17 protein-coding genes are annotated in these 14,326 nt (G+C 66.6%); 10 read left to right on the forward strand and 7 right to left on the reverse strand.

All coding sequences use genetic code 11. From position 1 onward, the window contains the following. Positions 1-2: 2 nt before the first annotated feature. Together ACYQ4T_RS25675 and ACYQ4T_RS25680 are read right to left on the reverse strand one after the other, a co-directional pair. Complete coding sequence (locus ACYQ4T_RS25675) at positions 3-1,835, reverse strand: hypothetical protein (protein WP_459859480.1); 1,833 nt, start codon at positions 1,833-1,835, stop codon at positions 3-5. After that, the gene (locus ACYQ4T_RS25680) at positions 1,813-1,956 is read right to left on the reverse strand and encodes a hypothetical protein (protein WP_459859481.1); all 144 of its coding nucleotides are present in this window, start codon (positions 1,954-1,956) and stop codon (positions 1,813-1,815) included. Before ACYQ4T_RS25680 ends, ACYQ4T_RS25675 begins: the two co-directional genes overlap by 23 nt. 159 nt (positions 1,957-2,115) lie before the next feature. Between ACYQ4T_RS25680 and ACYQ4T_RS25685 the strand changes: the two genes are divergently transcribed. Genes ACYQ4T_RS25685 through ACYQ4T_RS25700 form a run of 4 tightly spaced genes read left to right on the forward strand, consistent with a single transcriptional unit; the run spans position 2,116 to position 5,766 of the window. Continuing rightward, the gene (locus ACYQ4T_RS25685; RefSeq protein WP_459859482.1) at positions 2,116-2,679 is read left to right on the forward strand and encodes a shikimate kinase; all 564 of its coding nucleotides are present in this window, start codon (positions 2,116-2,118) and stop codon (positions 2,677-2,679) included. Next, the gene (gene aroB, locus ACYQ4T_RS25690; RefSeq protein WP_459859483.1) at positions 2,676-3,800 is read left to right on the forward strand and encodes a 3-dehydroquinate synthase; all 1,125 of its coding nucleotides are present in this window, start codon (positions 2,676-2,678) and stop codon (positions 3,798-3,800) included. Before ACYQ4T_RS25685 ends, aroB begins: the two co-directional genes overlap by 4 nt. Positions 3,801-3,826: 26 nt before the next feature. Then, a complete protein-coding gene (locus ACYQ4T_RS25695) occupies positions 3,827-5,206 on the forward strand; it encodes an HlyC/CorC family transporter (RefSeq protein ID WP_459859484.1) in 1,380 nt (459 codons plus the stop codon). Beyond that, a complete protein-coding gene (locus ACYQ4T_RS25700) occupies positions 5,203-5,766 on the forward strand; it encodes a DUF2889 domain-containing protein (protein WP_459859485.1) in 564 nt (187 codons plus the stop codon). The genes ACYQ4T_RS25695 and ACYQ4T_RS25700 overlap by 4 nt, the downstream gene beginning before the upstream one ends. A gap of 6 nt (positions 5,767-5,772) precedes the next feature. On the opposite strand, the gene ACYQ4T_RS25705 is transcribed toward ACYQ4T_RS25700, so the two are convergent. Continuing rightward, positions 5,773-6,054: a ribbon-helix-helix domain-containing protein gene (locus ACYQ4T_RS25705; protein WP_459859486.1), complete on the reverse strand. Its 282-nt coding sequence runs from the start codon at positions 6,052-6,054 to the stop codon at positions 5,773-5,775. Between the two features lie 194 nt (positions 6,055-6,248). Then, a complete protein-coding gene (locus ACYQ4T_RS25710) occupies positions 6,249-6,527 on the reverse strand; it encodes a BolA family protein (protein WP_459859487.1) in 279 nt (92 codons plus the stop codon). A 181-nt stretch (positions 6,528-6,708) separates the two neighbouring features. On the opposite strand from ACYQ4T_RS25710, the gene ACYQ4T_RS25715 reads away from it, so the two are divergent. Both ACYQ4T_RS25715 and ACYQ4T_RS25720 read left to right on the forward strand, forming a co-directional pair. After that, a complete protein-coding gene (locus tag ACYQ4T_RS25715; protein WP_459859488.1) occupies positions 6,709-7,308 on the forward strand; it encodes a J domain-containing protein in 600 nt (199 codons plus the stop codon). Further along, positions 7,305-8,207 (forward strand): alpha/beta fold hydrolase, encoded by a 903-nt coding sequence (locus tag ACYQ4T_RS25720; RefSeq protein ID WP_459859489.1) that lies wholly within the window; start codon positions 7,305-7,307, stop codon positions 8,205-8,207. Before ACYQ4T_RS25715 ends, ACYQ4T_RS25720 begins: the two co-directional genes overlap by 4 nt. Before the next feature lie 9 nt (positions 8,208-8,216). Here ACYQ4T_RS25720 and ACYQ4T_RS25725 read toward each other — a convergent pair whose 3' ends face one another. Continuing rightward, positions 8,217-8,699, reverse strand: a complete 483-nt coding sequence (locus ACYQ4T_RS25725; protein WP_459859490.1) for a GFA family protein — start codon at positions 8,697-8,699, stop codon at positions 8,217-8,219. 86 nt (positions 8,700-8,785) lie between these two features. On the opposite strand from ACYQ4T_RS25725, the gene ACYQ4T_RS25730 reads away from it, so the two are divergent. Then, positions 8,786-9,259 carry a carboxymuconolactone decarboxylase family protein gene (locus ACYQ4T_RS25730; RefSeq protein ID WP_459859491.1) on the forward strand — a complete coding sequence of 158 codons (474 nt, stop codon included), beginning with the start codon at positions 8,786-8,788 and terminating at the stop codon, positions 9,257-9,259. Between the two features lie 36 nt (positions 9,260-9,295). Here ACYQ4T_RS25730 and ACYQ4T_RS25735 read toward each other — a convergent pair whose 3' ends face one another. Next, positions 9,296-10,123: a transglycosylase SLT domain-containing protein gene (locus tag ACYQ4T_RS25735; RefSeq protein WP_459859492.1), complete on the reverse strand. Its 828-nt coding sequence runs from the start codon at positions 10,121-10,123 to the stop codon at positions 9,296-9,298. Between the two features lie 202 nt (positions 10,124-10,325). Between ACYQ4T_RS25735 and ACYQ4T_RS25740 the strand changes: the two genes are divergently transcribed. Further along, complete coding sequence (locus ACYQ4T_RS25740) at positions 10,326-10,712, forward strand: hypothetical protein (protein WP_459859493.1); 387 nt, start codon at positions 10,326-10,328, stop codon at positions 10,710-10,712. 7 nt (positions 10,713-10,719) lie between these two features. On the opposite strand, the gene ACYQ4T_RS25745 is transcribed toward ACYQ4T_RS25740, so the two are convergent. Continuing rightward, on the reverse strand, positions 10,720-11,178 hold the full coding sequence (locus ACYQ4T_RS25745; protein WP_459859494.1) for an ester cyclase: 459 nt from the start codon (positions 11,176-11,178) through the stop codon (positions 10,720-10,722). A 239-nt stretch (positions 11,179-11,417) separates the two neighbouring features. Here ACYQ4T_RS25745 and cobS point away from each other — a divergent pair, with 239 nt between their 5' ends. Beyond that, positions 11,418-12,434 (forward strand): cobaltochelatase subunit CobS, encoded by a 1,017-nt coding sequence (gene cobS / locus ACYQ4T_RS25750; protein WP_459859495.1) that lies wholly within the window; start codon positions 11,418-11,420, stop codon positions 12,432-12,434. Between the two features lie 7 nt (positions 12,435-12,441). Then, positions 12,442-14,322, forward strand: a complete 1,881-nt coding sequence (cobT, locus tag ACYQ4T_RS25755; protein ID WP_459859496.1) for a cobaltochelatase subunit CobT — start codon at positions 12,442-12,444, stop codon at positions 14,320-14,322. Positions 14,323-14,326 lie beyond the last annotated feature (4 nt).

Below are 14,326 nucleotides of genomic sequence, written 5' to 3' on the forward strand. Positions count from 1 at the left end.
GCTCAGAGGCCGATCAGCACCGCGGCCTGGAGCGCGATGTCATGCGCCTCTTTGCCGAGGCCGACCGAATTGAGCCCGCCAAGCGCCGCGGTCAGCGCCGCCGGATCGGTGGCAGCGAGCCGGTCGCCGCCGAAGGCGATCAGCGAGAGCAGCACGGTCTCGCCGCGCCGTCCGGCCATGGCCGCCTGGTTGATCTGGGCCGCGACGCTGCCGCTCTGGGTGATCGGCGTGTAGCCGGTCCAGCCGCCGATCTTCTGGCCGAGGCCGGCGAAGAGCGCATAGACCTGCGCCGCCTTGTCCTGGCCGGCGCCGGCGGACTTCGCCCAGGCCGCGACCGGATCCTGGTCGCCGACGATTCCGCCCTTGCCGCGCGCGAGCCGTCCGAGCAAGCGCAGGCCCGGCGCCTGACGCGCGAGATCGGGATTGCCCGGCGCGGACTCGACCAGGTTCAGCCAGAAGGCGCCGCGATCGTCGTTGCCGGCGAGGAACATCAGCCGCGCCGCTTCCGGCGCGAACCAGGCGAGGTTGCGCGCCGGCTGCACCTGCTGCGCAAAGGGCGTGTAGAGCGCCGCCTGCACGAAGAAGTCGCCGCGCAGCCGACCGCGCTGCAAGGCGGCGCCGATCAGCCGCGCCCGCACGTCCGGCGTCGAGGCCGCAGCCGCGGCCTTGTAGAGCGCGGCCCGCGTCATCGGCGTATCGGCACCCGCCAGCGACGCCACCGGATCGCCGGTGGAGGCCGGCGCCTGTTGATAGAGCGCGATCAATTCCTCGATCGGAATGAGGCCGGCGGCGAAGGCGCGCTCCGCCGCCTCGATGCGGTTGGGCAGCGGCTGCGTGCCGTCGCGCGCCGTGAGAGCTGCGGCAGCGAGACCCGTCGGTTTCGGCGGCACGGCCGCGGCCGTCGCGGGAGTCGGCAGGCCCGCGAGCTGCATCGTCGCGATCAGCAGCGGATCGGCGCTGGCGATCTTCTTCACCGACTTCGGCTTCGCATCGCCCGTCACGACCGAGGCGACCGCGACGAAGTTGGTGGTCGCGGCATCCTTGCTCGGCATTTCGCGCAGCAGGTCGAGACCGAGCGATGCCTGGTCGGTCTGCTGGCGCGCCAGCTGGCAGTAGATCAGCGCCTTGCGCCAGAAGAGATCCGGCGTCGCCATCTTCGCCAGTTCACCATCGACCGTGGCGCAGGCGGCGCCGGAATCGCCGGCGCCGAGCGCCTGCTCGACGGCCTGTTGCGGGTCGGCCGGGGCGACATTCGCTGCCGCGCTGGTCATGCCCATGGCCCGCTCGGAGAAACCCAAGGCGTTCAGCCGGTCGGCCTTGAAGGCGAGCAGCGGATCGGTGCCGGGTGCGGCACCCGCGGGCGCGGCCGCGCTGGTCAGGAGGCGCAGCTGCAGATCCCGCGGCCCCGGCACGGTGACCGGCGCCGGCAATTGCGAAAGCAACGACATCAGCCGCGAGGTCTCGGAACCGAGCCAGAGATTGGGCCCAAGATCGGCGCCGATCGACGGCAGCGGCGCAGCCGCAGCGGCCGGCGCCGGCATGGGTGACACCGCGCCCGGCAGGCTCGCGCCGGGTTCGGCGCCGGTCGCATCCGGCGGCGGGAGGGGCTGGACCTCCGTCGGCGCCGGCAGCGGCTGGCTGTCGATCGAGGAGCCCGATCCGCCGGGCGGCGGCTGGTTATCGGCAGGCGGCTCCAGCGGCCCAAGCTCGGTCGGCGGGGAAAGCGCCCAGGCTGCGCCCGACGTGGCGGCCAGCAGAACGAGCGCGGCGAAGGCGGCCGGTTTTAGAACGGCCGGTCTCCGCGGGGTCTCGTCATTGCAGCGTGAGCCGGTCATTCGGGATCTGGACTTCCAGCTTGGACGTGGCCGGCGGCTGCTGATAGGTGCCGAGGAAGACCACCCCGCCCGCCAGCAGGACCACAACGATGACCACGACTCCGAGGATGATCCGATTCATGCCCAAGTTCTTGAAAAGAAAAGCTTCATTCCGCCGGCTCGGGCCGGCTGCGGCGCCGGGTAACTTGCCATAGGGCTTATTCTCTATGCTAGTCTCGTTTTCGATCACGCCGCGGTGAACGCGGGTGGTCGGCGGTGAGCGAAGGTACGGCGGAGAAGGATGAACAGAGTGATTCCCGGCAATCTCGACCGCACGATCGTCCTGGTCGGGCTGATGGGCGCCGGAAAGAGCTGCATCGGCAAGCGCCTGGCGCAGCATTTCGGGCTGCCCTTCGTCGACGCCGATCGCGAGATCGAAGCCGCCGCCGGCTGCAGCATCTCCGACATCTTCGAGGTGCATGGCGAGCAGGCCTTCCGCGACGGCGAGCGGCGCGTGATCGCGCGCCTGCTGAACAACCCGGTCCATGTCATGGCGACCGGCGGCGGCGCCTTCATGGACCCGCAGACCCGGGCGCTGATCAAGGACAAGTCGATCTCGATCTGGCTGCGCGCCGAATTGGAGCAGCTCCTGAAGCGGGTCGGCCGCCGCAACGACCGGCCGCTGCTGAAGAACGTCGACCAGCGCGCCAAGCTGACCGAGCTCATGGAGCTCCGCTATCCGGTCTATGCCGAGGCCGATGTCACGGTCGACAGCGCCGACGGCCCGCCGGAGATGACCATGGACCGCGTGCTCGAAGCCTTGGACTCCTATCTCAATCATCCGCAGTCGGGCGCGGCGGAATGAGCGACCGATCCGGAATCGACCGGCTGAGCGTCGAGCTCGGCAAGCGCAGCTACGAGATCTTGATCGGCCGCGGCCTGATCGCCGATGCGGGCGCGCTGATGCTGCCGCATCTCAAGCAAAAGCGCGTGGTCGCGGTCACCGACAGCAATGTCGCAAGGCACCACCTTGAAAGCCTGGAACGCGCGGTGCGCGCCGCCGGCATCGCCATCGACAGCATCGTGCTGGAAGCCGGCGAGCAGACCAAGAGCTTCGCCGGCCTGGAGAACCTGCTCAGCCAGCTGCTGGAGCTCGGCATTGAGCGGCGCACCACCTTGGTGGCCTTGGGCGGCGGCGTGATCGGCGACCTGACCGGCTTCGCGGCGGCGGTGGCGTTGCGCGGCATCGATTTCGTGCAGATTCCGACCACCTTGCTGGCGCAGGTCGATTCCTCGGTCGGCGGCAAGACCGGCATCGACACGCCCCAGGGCAAGAACCTGGTCGGCGCCTTCCATCAGCCGCGCCTGGTGCTGGCCGACACCGCGGCGCTCGACACCCTGCCGCGCCGCCAGATGCTGGCCGGCTATGCCGAGGTCGCCAAATATGGACTGATCAACGACCCGGCTTTTTTCTCCTGGCTGGAATCGAATGGCGTCGATGTCATCGAGCGCGCCGATGGACCCTTGCGCCATGCGGTGCTGGAAAGCTGCCGCAACAAGGCGCGCGTGGTCGCCGCCGACGAGCGCGAGCAGGATGCCCGTGCCCTGCTCAATCTCGGCCATACCTTCGGCCATGCGCTGGAAGCCGAATGCGGCTATTCCGACGAGTTGCTGCATGGCGAGGCGGTGGCGATCGGCATGGTGATGGCCTTCGATCTTTCCGCCCAGCTGGGACTTTGCTCGCTCGAGGACGCCGCCCGGGTGCAGCGGCATCTCGCGAGCGTCGGCCTGCCGACCTCACCCAACTGGATCGACGGGCGCGACTGGCAGGCCGAGCGCCTGATCCGCCATATGAGCCGCGACAAGAAGGTGCAGGACGGGCGCATCGCCTTCGTCCTCGCGCGCGGCATCGGCAAGGCGTTCTTCCCGGCCCATGCCGAGCTCAATGAAATCTCCGCTCTGCTGGAAACCGCCATCGCCGCCTGATCTGTTCTCAATGAATGGATGACGCCATGATCATCTATGCCATCGGCCTGATATTGCTGCTGGTCTGCTCCGGATTCTTCTCCGGGTCGGAAACCGCGCTCACCGCCGTCTCTCGCGCGCGCATGCAGTCCCTCATCAGCCAGGGGAACAAGCGGGCGCTGATGGTCGGCAAGCTCCACCAGAGGATGGAGAAGGTGATCGCGACGGTGCTGCTCGGGAACACTTTCGTGAACGCCGCGACTGCGGCGCTGATGACGGCGTTCTTGAGCGCCGAGTTCGGCGAGCGCGGCGCCATGCCGCTGATCGCCGCCGGCGTCGCTACCGCCTTCCTGTTCATCTTCGCGGAAGTGCTGCCGAAGACCTTCGCCATCAACAATGCCGACCGGTTCTCGCTGACGGTGGCGCCGCTGGTGCAGTTCTTCGTCATGCTGACCTATCCGGTCACCCATGTGACCCAGCTGATCTGCAGCGGCTTCCTGCGGCTGTTCGGATTGAAGATCGTCAATGAGCCGGGCGCGGCGGAGCGCATCGAGGAATTGCGCGGCGCGATCGAGCTCCACGCCGGATCGGCGGAGGAGATCCAGGACACCGGGCAGATGCTGCATTCGATCCTGGACCTCGACGACGTGCCGGTCTCCGACATCATGATTCACCGGCGCAACATGACCATGCTGGACGCCGACCTGCCGATCGAAGAGATCGTGAACCAGGCGCTGAACAGCCCGCATACGCGCATCCCGATCTATCGCGGCGATCCCGACAACATCGTCGGCGTGCTGCATGCGAAGGCGCTGCTGCGCGCCCTCCATGCCAACCAATGGAAGTTCGAAGGGCTGGACATCGTCGCGCTGGCCGGCAAGCCCTGGTTCATTCCCGACAGCACCGATCTCCTGGCCCAGCTCGAGGCCTTCCGCGCGCGCCACGAGCATTTCGCCATCGTGGTCGACGAATACGGCGCCCTGATGGGTATCGTGACGCTCGAAGACATCCTGGAAGAGATCGTCGGCGACATTTCCGACGAGCACGACATCAAGGTCAGCGGCGTCACCGCCGAGGCCGACGGCTCCTATGTGATGGACGGCACGGTGACGCTGCGCGACCTCAACCGCGAGTTCGGCTGGCAGTTGCCGGACGAGCATGCCTCGACCATCGCCGGCCTGGTCATGTACGAGGCGCGGCGCATCCCGATGGTCGGGCAGGTCTTCGTCTTCTACGGCTTCCGCTTCGAGATCCTCGACCGCCGCCGCAACCAGATCACCCGGGTGAAGCTGACGCCGCCGGCCACGGAGCCGAAGCCGGAAGGCGAGACGGTTGCCGCGACCCGGGCCGCCAATCCGGACACCACCGTGACGGTGAAGATCCAGCCGAAGAAGCCGGGCGGCGGCACGACCGGAGCTGCGGCGTGAGTACACGGGAGCTGCTGCACAAGCGCGACTTCGCTTTCGAGGGCTACCGGCGCGCCGACGGCCATTACGACATCGAGGGCCGGATGACCGACCGGAAGACCTATGCTTTTCCGAACGATTTTCGCGGCGAGATCAAGGCCGACGAGCCGCTGCACGACATGCGGGTCCGCGTCACGCTCGACGATGAGTTCAGGATCATCGAGGTGGTGGCGGAGACTGCAGCGGCGCCCTTCGCCGTCTGCCCGGCGATCACGCCGGTCTTCGCTTCACTCAGAGGCGCCAGGATCGGTCGCGGCTGGAGCGCGCTCTTAAAGGAGAAGTTCGGCGGAGTCGAAGGCTGCACCCATCACGTCGAGCTGCTGCGCACCCTGGCTACGGTCGCGTTCCAGACCATCTATGGCGCGCAGCAACGGCAACGCCGCGAGAAGGCCGGGCCGCCGGCCGAGAGCGTCGAAGGCAAGAAGAAGCGGCCGGGTTTCATCGACACCTGTCACGCGCTCGCCGCGGACGGAGAGGTGGTGAAGCAGAGCTGGCCGGATTTCTATCAGCCGAAAAGCTGATCGCTGTCAGCGCTTGCCTTTGGCCTTGCCGTGGCCGGCGGATCGATGACCGGCTTCAGTCGCCGCGTCGCGGAAGTAGTTCAGCAGGTACACGCGGATCGCCGCCGTCATGCTGTAGCCGCCGCGCTTCTTAGCGACGCCGGTACAGAAGTCATGCAGGCTCAGCCCTTCGCGGGCGGCAGCTTCCTGCAGCGCTTCCCACATCTCGGGTTCCATGCGCAGACTGGTTCGCCTGCCCGCCACTGTCACATTGCGGGCAATCATCGCCGCTTTCGGCCGTTTTGCCATTTTTCTTCCGACCCCGATTCACCGGCCCTGGTTCATCCCGCCAGCGCCGGCGCCGTCCCTACTCAAATCGAGTACGCTTATCGCTAGATGTTATTCGCTATTAAGTCAACCGGGTTGTAGAGTTTTTCGCTTCAATCCTAGTAAGTTAGGAAACATTGCCCCGAAGTTTGGCCCTGCCCAATTTCGGGTATTGTTCAGGCTTCCGGTTCGCCCGGTGCGCTGGCCGAAATCGCCAAGGCATGCACCGGTCCGGCCAGCTCTTCCGCGAGAATTTGGTATATCGCGCGCTGCCGCTCGACCCGGCTGCGGCCGGAGAACTGCGCGCTGCGGATCGCGACTCGAAAATGTGTTTCGCCGCTCTCGCGCCAGCCGGCGTGACCATGATGCTGATTGGTCTGGTCCTCAACCTCCAGCGCGTCGGGGGCAAAGGCCGCCTTGAGCTTGCTTTCGATCCGCGCCTTTACCGCACCCATATTCACACTCCCACGCGCCTGCCGCACAGGCACAAGCTTGTCCGGCTCGGATATTGTCACCATATCTGCATCATCACGAGAGACAATCCCGACCTTGGGCTGAATCACGGACAGCGGCGATGCAGGCGCGGCATAGGGCCTTTGCTTGCACCGGTGCCGCCGGCTCCGCCATACTGGAACGATGGCCAAGCGCTACCACATACCCGATCCCCCGCCGCAGGCGATGCGCTGCCATCATGCCGGATGTGAGGCCGAGGGGCTCTATCGCGCGCCGAAATCGCCGCACCAGCTGAACCAATATCTCTGGTTCTGCCTGGACCATGTGCGCGAATACAACAAGTCCTGGGATTTCTACGCGGGCATGAACACCGATCAAATCGAAAAGCAGGTGCGCTTCGACACGGTCTGGCAGCGCCCGACCTGGCCGCTCGGCCAATGGGGCACCAGCGCCGCCGCGCGGCGCTTCGCCGCAATGGACGAGACGGAGTTCATGCCGGATGACGTGCGCGAGGCGGTCAACGCGCGCATGAACGCCGCGAAGAACCGCGCCGAGCAGGAGCACCGCCGGCAAAGACAGAAGATCGCCAGCAAGGAAGAGGCGGCGCTCGCCGTGCTCGAGCTCTCGCCGCCGGTGACCTGGGCCGAGATCCGCGCCCGCTACAAGTCGCTGGTGAAGCGGCTCCATCCCGATGCCAATGGCGGCGACACCAGCGCCGAAGAGCAGCTGAAGCTGGTCAACCAGGCCTATGGCACCTTGAAGGCCGCCGCGGCCGAAGCATGACGACGGCCAGCTTGCGGCGCGCCCGCACCTCGGTTCTCGAAATCGCCTACGAAGAAAGCGGGCCGGCCGACGGCACGCCGGTCTTCCTGATGCACGGCTTTCCCGACGACGTGCGCACCTGGGACGGCGTCGCAGTTCCGCTGGCCGCGCAAGGCTATCGGGTGATCGTGCCCTTCCTGCGCGGCTATGGGGCGACGCGATTTCTATCGCCGAACACCATGCGCTCGGGCCAGCAGGGCGCCATCGGGAGCGACCTGAAGGAACTGATGGATGCGCTCGGCATCGCGCGCGCCTTCCTCGTCGGCTACGATTGGGGCGGCCGCGCGGCCTGCATCACCGCGGCGCTCTGGCCGGAGCGGGTGAAGGGCCTGGTCTCGGTCGGCGGCTACAACATCCAGAACATCGCCGGGAACATGAAGCCCGAGCCGGCCGACCAGGAATGGCGCTTCTGGTACCAATGGTATTTCAACACCGCGCGCGGCGTCGCCGGGCTCGCCGCCAACCGCCACGACATCTGCCGGCTGCTCTGGAAGATGTGGTCGCCGAACTGGGCCTTCGACGACGCGACCTATGCCGCGACCGGAGCCGCTTTCGACAATCCCGACTATGTCGACATCGTCATCCACTCCTATCGCCACCGCTATCAGGCGGCACCGAGCGACCCGGCCTATGAAGACATCGAACGGCGCCTGGCCTTGAGCCCCAAGATCACGGTGCCGACGGTCGTGCTGCATGGCGCCGCGGACGAAGTGGATGTGCCCGAGACCTCCGCGCAGCACGCGCCCTATTTCACCGGCTTCTACCGCCGCGAGGTCGTGCCGGTCGCCGGCCACTTCTTTCCCCGCGAGGCGCCGCAGAAGGTGGTCGACGCGGTCCTGGAACTGGCGGCGAAGCCGTAGCCGCGCCGCTCAGCCGTCGCCGAGTATGGCGGCGCGGCGCGCCAGGCTCTCCTTCGGCCACTCCTTCTGCATGTCGTAGTAGACGTCGAAGCTGCGGGCGCCCGGCGGCAAGATAACCCAGGGCACCTTGGACCGCGTGAAGATATGCGCATCGGGGGCGATGTCGTGGGCTTGGTCGAGCGTGGAAACGCGTACGAAGACCATCACGCCGCGGCGACCGTAATCGCTCCACAGCGCCGTCTGGCACTTGGCGCAGCGATAGATGTCGTGCGGCCGCCCGGATTCGGTCGGCATCGTTATGCGCACCGGCTCCTGCGATCCCTCGGCGAGCTCGATGCAGCTCCGCTCGATCAGGGCGTTGATCGCGAAGGCGCCGCCGGTCTGCTTCTGGCAGTCGCGGCAGTGGCAGCAATTGACGAACATGGGCGGGCGCGCCAGTCGATAGCGGACCGCGCCGCAGAAGCACGATCCCGATAGATTGGTCTCGGTCATGAGGCCCTCCGAAAAAAGAATCGGCCCGGATGTCACATTTCCGGGTTCCTCGTTCGTCTTGGTAGTGTAGCAACACGGAGACGACCATGACACCGAAGCTTAATCCTTTCGCCGCCGCGCCCGAGTTGATGAAGAAGTGGCAGGGCGCATCGATCGCCGTCGCCGGCAGCCTCGACCCCGCGCTGGTCCACCTGGTGGAGATCCGCGCCTCGCAGATCAACGGCTGTGCGAACTGCCTCAACATGCACACGGTGTTCGCCCGCGAGAAGGGCGAGACCGAGCAGCGCATCAACCTGCTGCCGGCCTGGCGCGAAGCGCCCTGTTATAGCGAGCGCGAACGCGCCGCCTTGGCCTGGACCGAGGCGCTGACCAAGCTGTCGGAGGGCCATGCCCATGAGCGCGCCTATGAAGCCTTGAAGGCGCAGTTCACCGAGGAGGAGCAGGTGAAGCTCACCCTGATGATCAACATCATCAACGGCTGGAACCGGCTGGCGGTCGGCTTCGGGCTGTGGATCGAACCCGAGGCGGTGAAGGCCAGCCTCAAGGCCGCCGCCGCGTGACCGCCAGGGCGCGCGGGCGTCTCGCGCCCGCGCGGCTCAGGGCTCGACGATCGTGATCCGGTTGCCGGCGCTGCCGGCATCCGGCGCATCCTTGCAGACGCCCGACCAGACGCGCACGCCCTGCCCGGCGCTCATCGCCGGCTGGTTCTGTTGATGGTTGCAGCCGGCGCCGTAGCCGGCGGCCGCGGCTTCGCTGCCCTCGATCGGCTGGCCCATCGTGGTGAGGCGTCGGATCACCAACTCCCCGCCGACCTGGCTGATGTTGATGATCGCCGGCCCGTCCGGCAGCGTCGCGCGCACCACGCTGACGCTGCGCGGCGAAAGGCGCCCGCCGGTCATCGCCACCTGGACCAGTCCGCGATAGGTATCGCCGAAGCCGGGCGTGCTCGAATGATAATTGCCGGCGGCGATCATCCAGTCGCCCGACTTGTCGTGCAGGGCGGCGAGGAACAGCGCGCCATAGGCCACGTTCGACGCGGGGTCGAGCGCGGTCGCGAGATCCGGAAACGCGTTGGGGTGATGCCGCAGGCTGATCTGCATGCAGCCGACATCGATGTTGACGTCGCTCTCGGTCTTATAGGCAGTGAGCGCGGTCAGCGCCGCTTCCTTGGTCGGATAGTAATGCCCCGTGCCGCCGACATTGAGCGTCCAGGGCCAGGGCTTGGAGATGTCGCCATAGGGGCTGCCGCTGGATTCCACGCGGGCGATCGCCTTCAGCATCCCCGCGGGCATACCGTATTGGGTCTCCTGCGCGGCGATGGCGTCGAGACAGAGGTCGCTGTCATCGGCCGAAGCCGACGACGCGGCGGCGGCGGCGAGCCAGGCGCCGCCGAAGACCAGGCCGAGGATGGTCCGAAACCCCATCTCCCTCCAATGCCATGGCGGGGCCGGCTTGTCCAATCGTCCGCCGCGCGCCTGCGCGGTTCAGCGCAGCCTGCTCGGCATCGACGGGCAGCACATCCGGCCCGGACCCGAATCCTCACACCACCGAGAAATGAGAGGAATCGCTTTTCAACCGATTGCCGTGTATGAAAGCCTACCGATTTCAGTCAAGGGGATTTACGTCATGAGATCGATCGCGTTTGCCACGGTGGCCGCACTGTCCGTGCTTCTGGTCGCCTGCGGCTCCTCCGGCAAGAAGGACGCGCCCGCCGCCCAGATGGCGAGCGGCCAGAAAGTCGTCATCAAGAAGGGCGTCTGGGACGCCTTCATCAACTACAAGCATTGGCTGATGCCGAAGAGCTATTCCGGCCCGGTCGGCAACGGCTACTTCGCCGTCACGACGGATGGCAGCGGCTGGGGCCTGACCGGCTGCCCTGACACCTATTGCGAAGTCGGCTCGCTGACCCCGCAGGCGGCGATCAACGAATGCTCCACCCGCAACGGCGGCCGCGACTGCCTGGTCTTCGCGCACCAGGACAAGATCGTCGTTCCCTACGAGATCGCCCAATAACCCGCGACTACTGCATGCCGAGCTGGCGCGCCTGGGATGCGGAATCCCGGGCGCCCCACCGGCGGCGGATCTTCCCGTCCCTGACCTCGAACCACTCGATCGCGACCAGCTCGTAGCTGCGGTCGGTCGGCGTCTGTCCGCGATACGGCCCGACGAAGGCGCCGCTCTCGCGATAGCGCACGGCGACGATGTCGCCTTCGCCGATCATATCCTCGATCGCGAGCCGCAGCCGGAGGCCGTGGTGCAGGTCGTACCAGCCGGGCAGCACCTCGTCGAGCGAGCCCCAGCCGAGCGCGCCGTAGATCACCGCGTCGGGCGCGAACAGACTGCGCAACCGGCCGAAATCACCGGCGTTGAGGGCCTCGACATATTGCTGGATGACGGCCTTGCTGCCGCCGACCGGAGGGCGCGGGACCGGATCGCTCCGGACCGGATTGTCTCGATTGTCTCTAACTTGGGTGGCCATGACCGCCTCGCTCCTATGGGGGGCTGAACGAGCTTCCTTGCGGTTCCAGTATGCTGCGCCGACCCTTACCAAATTCGCAACCCCGGCCTTCGGCCATCCCCCTAGTCAGCACAGGGCAAAGCCGTTAAAACGCTTGCCGGTTTAAGCGTTTGGCGGGTCGGCCCGAATCCGAGCGGGCCCGGCAAATCCTTGAATTGGCTTGCACTTCCTCCCATTTCTGGATTTTGGAACCTGCCCTGATGGCTTTGCAAACTTCCGCCTCGGCCAAGAACGGATCGGCGTACGACAAGTCCACCTTGCCGGACATCACCATCTCCGTGCGCCAGCAGTTCGGCCTCGATTCCGACATGCAGGTTCCGGCCTTCAGCCAGCGCACCGAGAACGTGCCCGACGTGGACGAGGCCTACCGCTTCGACCACGACACCACGATGGCGATCCTGGCGGGCTTTGCGCATAACCGCCGCGTCATGATCCAGGGCTATCACGGCACCGGCAAGTCGACCCATATCGAGCAGGTCGCGGCCCGCCTCAACTGGCCCTGCATCCGCATCAACCTCGACAGCCATATCAGCCGTATCGATCTCATCGGCAAGGATGCGATCGTGCTGAAGGACGGCAAGCAGGTGACCGAGTTCCGCGAAGGCCTGCTGCCCTGGGCCTTGCAGCACCCGACCGCTTTGGTGTTCGACGAATACGACGCCGGCCGGCCGGACGTGATGTTCGTGATCCAGCGCGTGCTCGAGGTCGAGGGCAAGCTGACCTTGCTCGACCAGAACAAGATCATCCGCCCGCATCCGGCCTTCCGCCTGTTCTCGACCGCGAACACGGTGGGCCTCGGCGACACCACCGGCCTCTATCACGGCACCCAACAGATCAACCAGGGCCAGATGGACCGCTGGAACATCGTCTCCACGCTGAACTACCTGCCGCATGACGACGAGAGCAACATCGTCGTCGCCAAGTGCCCGCAATACGACACGCCGGAAGGCCGCAAGACCATCGACGCGATGGTGGCCTGTGCCGACTTGACCCGCGCCGGCTTCATCAACGGCGACATCTCGACCGTGATGAGCCCCCGCACCGTGATCACCTGGGCCGACAATGCGCGGATCTTCAACGACGTCGCTTTCGCCTTCCGGGTCTCGTTCCTGAACAAGTGCGACGAGCTCGAGCGGCCGGTGGTGGCGGAATACTACCAGCGCTGCTTCGGCACCGATCTCAAGGACAGCGCCGCCAAGGCCCAGCTCTCGCACTGATCATGGCATGAGCGGATCCAAGAATCCGATCGATGAGTTCCGGCGCGTCACGGGTGCTGCGATCCGTGCGATCGGCGAACGCAACGACGTCCAGGTGAGCTTCGCCCCCGGCGCCGCCGGCGGCGGCCAGACCGGCCTGCTCGGTGGCGAGGCCCGGCTGACCGCGCCCTCGCGCCACATGCCGGCCAATGAGGTCGCCTGCACTCGCGGCGAGGCGGATGCGATCGCGCTGAAGCTGAAGCACCACAACGCCAAGACCCACGGCAAGGAAAGCCCGCGCACGCCGCTCGCCCGGGAGATTTTCAACGCGATCGAGACCGCGCGGGTCGAGGCGATCGGCTCCAAGCAGATGGCCGGCGTGCAGCAGAATTTGACCGCGCAGCTGGAAGAGCACTGCCGGCAAAAGGGCTATGCCCGGATCAACGCCAAGCAGGAGAACAACCTCGCCGAGGTGATGCGGCTGCTGGTGCGCGAGGCGGTGACCGGCCAGGCCGTACCGGCGACCGCAAAGTCGATGGTCGATGCCTGGCGCAGCGACCTCTCGGCCCAGGTGCGCGACGATATCGGCCAGCTCTCCGACGTGCTCGGCAACCAGCGCGCCTTTGCCAAGGCGACGCGGCGCCTGCTGCAGGACATGCAGCTCGAGGACATGCAGGAGGATGCGGAATCGGATTCCGACGAGGAATCCGAGGACCAGGACGACAACCAGCAGCAGCCCGACGACCAGCAGTCCAAGGGCGGCGAGAAGGACAAGTCGGAATCCAGCGTCGAGATGGAAGCCGATGCCGCGCAGGCCGAGGCGACCGAGGCCGAGGAAGCCGACGACACCGAAGACTCCGATATGGACATGGAAGCCGGGGAGGAGCAGCCCGGCCGGCCTTCCAAGCGCCATGAGCCGGACTTCAACCGCGGCCGCAACGAGCCCGCCTACAAGGCCTTCACCACCCAGTTCGACGAGGTGATCGACGCGGCCGAGCTTTGCGACGCCGACGAGCTGACGCGGCTCCGCCATATGCTGGACCAGCAGCTCAGCCACCTGCAGGCGGTCGTCGCGAAGCTCGCCAACCGGCTGCAGCGCCGCTTGCTGGCCAAGCAGAACCGCTCCTGGAACTTCAATCTCGAGGAAGGCCTGCTCGACGCGGCGCGGCTGCCGCGGGTCATCGTGAACCCGGAGCTGCCGCTCTCCTACAAGCAGGAGAGCGACACCGAGTTCAGGGACACCGTGGTCTCGCTGCTGATCGACAATTCCGGCTCGATGCGCGGCCGGCCGATTACCGTCGCGGCGATGACCGGCGATATTCTCGCGCGCACGCTGGAGCGCTGCGGGGTCAAGGTCGAGATCCTCGGCTTCACCACGCGGATGTGGAAGGGCGGCCAGTCGCGCGAGCATTGGATCGCCGGCGGCAAGCCGAGCAATCCGGGCCGGCTCAACGATCTGCGCCACATCGTCTACAAGTCGGCCGACGCGCCCTGGCGGCGCGCGCGCAAGAATCTCGGGCTGATGCTGCGCGAGGGCATCCTCAAGGAGAATATCGACGGCGAGGCTTTGCTCTGGGCGCATCAGCGGCTGATCGGCCGGCCGGAGCAGCGCAAGATCATGATGGTGATCTCCGACGGCGCGCCGGTCGATGACTCGACGCTCTCAGTCAATCCCGGGAATTATCTCGAGCATCACCTCAGACAGGTGATCGACTGGATCGAGTTGCGCTCGCCGGTCGAGCTCATCGCGATCGGCATCGGGCATGACGTAACGCGCTACTACCGCCGCGCGGTCACGCTGGTCGATGTCGAGCAGCTGGGCGGCACGGTGCTGGAGCAGCTCGCCGCCCTGTTCGAGGAAGATTCAGCGCCGGCGCAGCGCCGCTTCGCTGCCGCCGGCCGCCGCTAGAATC

The organism is Dongia sp. agr-C8, from assembly GCF_054658695.1.

Bases quoted from the DNA above. Each gene is read 5' to 3' on its own strand.
- ACYQ4T_RS25675 (WP_459859480.1), bottom strand. From the start codon at position 1,835: ATGACCGGCTCACGCTGCAATGACGAGACCCCGCGGAGACCGGCCGTT.
- ACYQ4T_RS25680 (WP_459859481.1), bottom strand. From the start codon at position 1,956: ATGAATCGGATCATCCTCGGAGTCGTGGTCATCGTTGTGGTCCTGCTG.
- ACYQ4T_RS25685 (WP_459859482.1), top strand. From the start codon at position 2,116: ATGAACAGAGTGATTCCCGGCAATCTCGACCGCACGATCGTCCTGGTC.
- aroB (WP_459859483.1), top strand. From the start codon at position 2,676: ATGAGCGACCGATCCGGAATCGACCGGCTGAGCGTCGAGCTCGGCAAG.
- ACYQ4T_RS25695 (WP_459859484.1), top strand. From the start codon at position 3,827: ATGATCATCTATGCCATCGGCCTGATATTGCTGCTGGTCTGCTCCGGA.
- ACYQ4T_RS25705 (WP_459859486.1), bottom strand. From the start codon at position 6,054: ATGGCAAAACGGCCGAAAGCGGCGATGATTGCCCGCAATGTGACAGTG.
- ACYQ4T_RS25710 (WP_459859487.1), bottom strand. From the start codon at position 6,527: ATGGGTGCGGTAAAGGCGCGGATCGAAAGCAAGCTCAAGGCGGCCTTT.
- ACYQ4T_RS25715 (WP_459859488.1), top strand. From the start codon at position 6,709: ATGGCCAAGCGCTACCACATACCCGATCCCCCGCCGCAGGCGATGCGC.
- ACYQ4T_RS25720 (WP_459859489.1), top strand. From the start codon at position 7,305: ATGACGACGGCCAGCTTGCGGCGCGCCCGCACCTCGGTTCTCGAAATC.
- ACYQ4T_RS25725 (WP_459859490.1), bottom strand. From the start codon at position 8,699: ATGACCGAGACCAATCTATCGGGATCGTGCTTCTGCGGCGCGGTCCGC.
- ACYQ4T_RS25730 (WP_459859491.1), top strand. From the start codon at position 8,786: ATGACACCGAAGCTTAATCCTTTCGCCGCCGCGCCCGAGTTGATGAAG.
- ACYQ4T_RS25735 (WP_459859492.1), bottom strand. From the start codon at position 10,123: ATGGGGTTTCGGACCATCCTCGGCCTGGTCTTCGGCGGCGCCTGGCTC.
- ACYQ4T_RS25740 (WP_459859493.1), top strand. From the start codon at position 10,326: ATGAGATCGATCGCGTTTGCCACGGTGGCCGCACTGTCCGTGCTTCTG.
- ACYQ4T_RS25745 (WP_459859494.1), bottom strand. From the start codon at position 11,178: ATGGCCACCCAAGTTAGAGACAATCGAGACAATCCGGTCCGGAGCGAT.
- cobS (WP_459859495.1), top strand. From the start codon at position 11,418: ATGGCTTTGCAAACTTCCGCCTCGGCCAAGAACGGATCGGCGTACGAC.
- cobT (WP_459859496.1), top strand. From the start codon at position 12,442: ATGAGCGGATCCAAGAATCCGATCGATGAGTTCCGGCGCGTCACGGGT.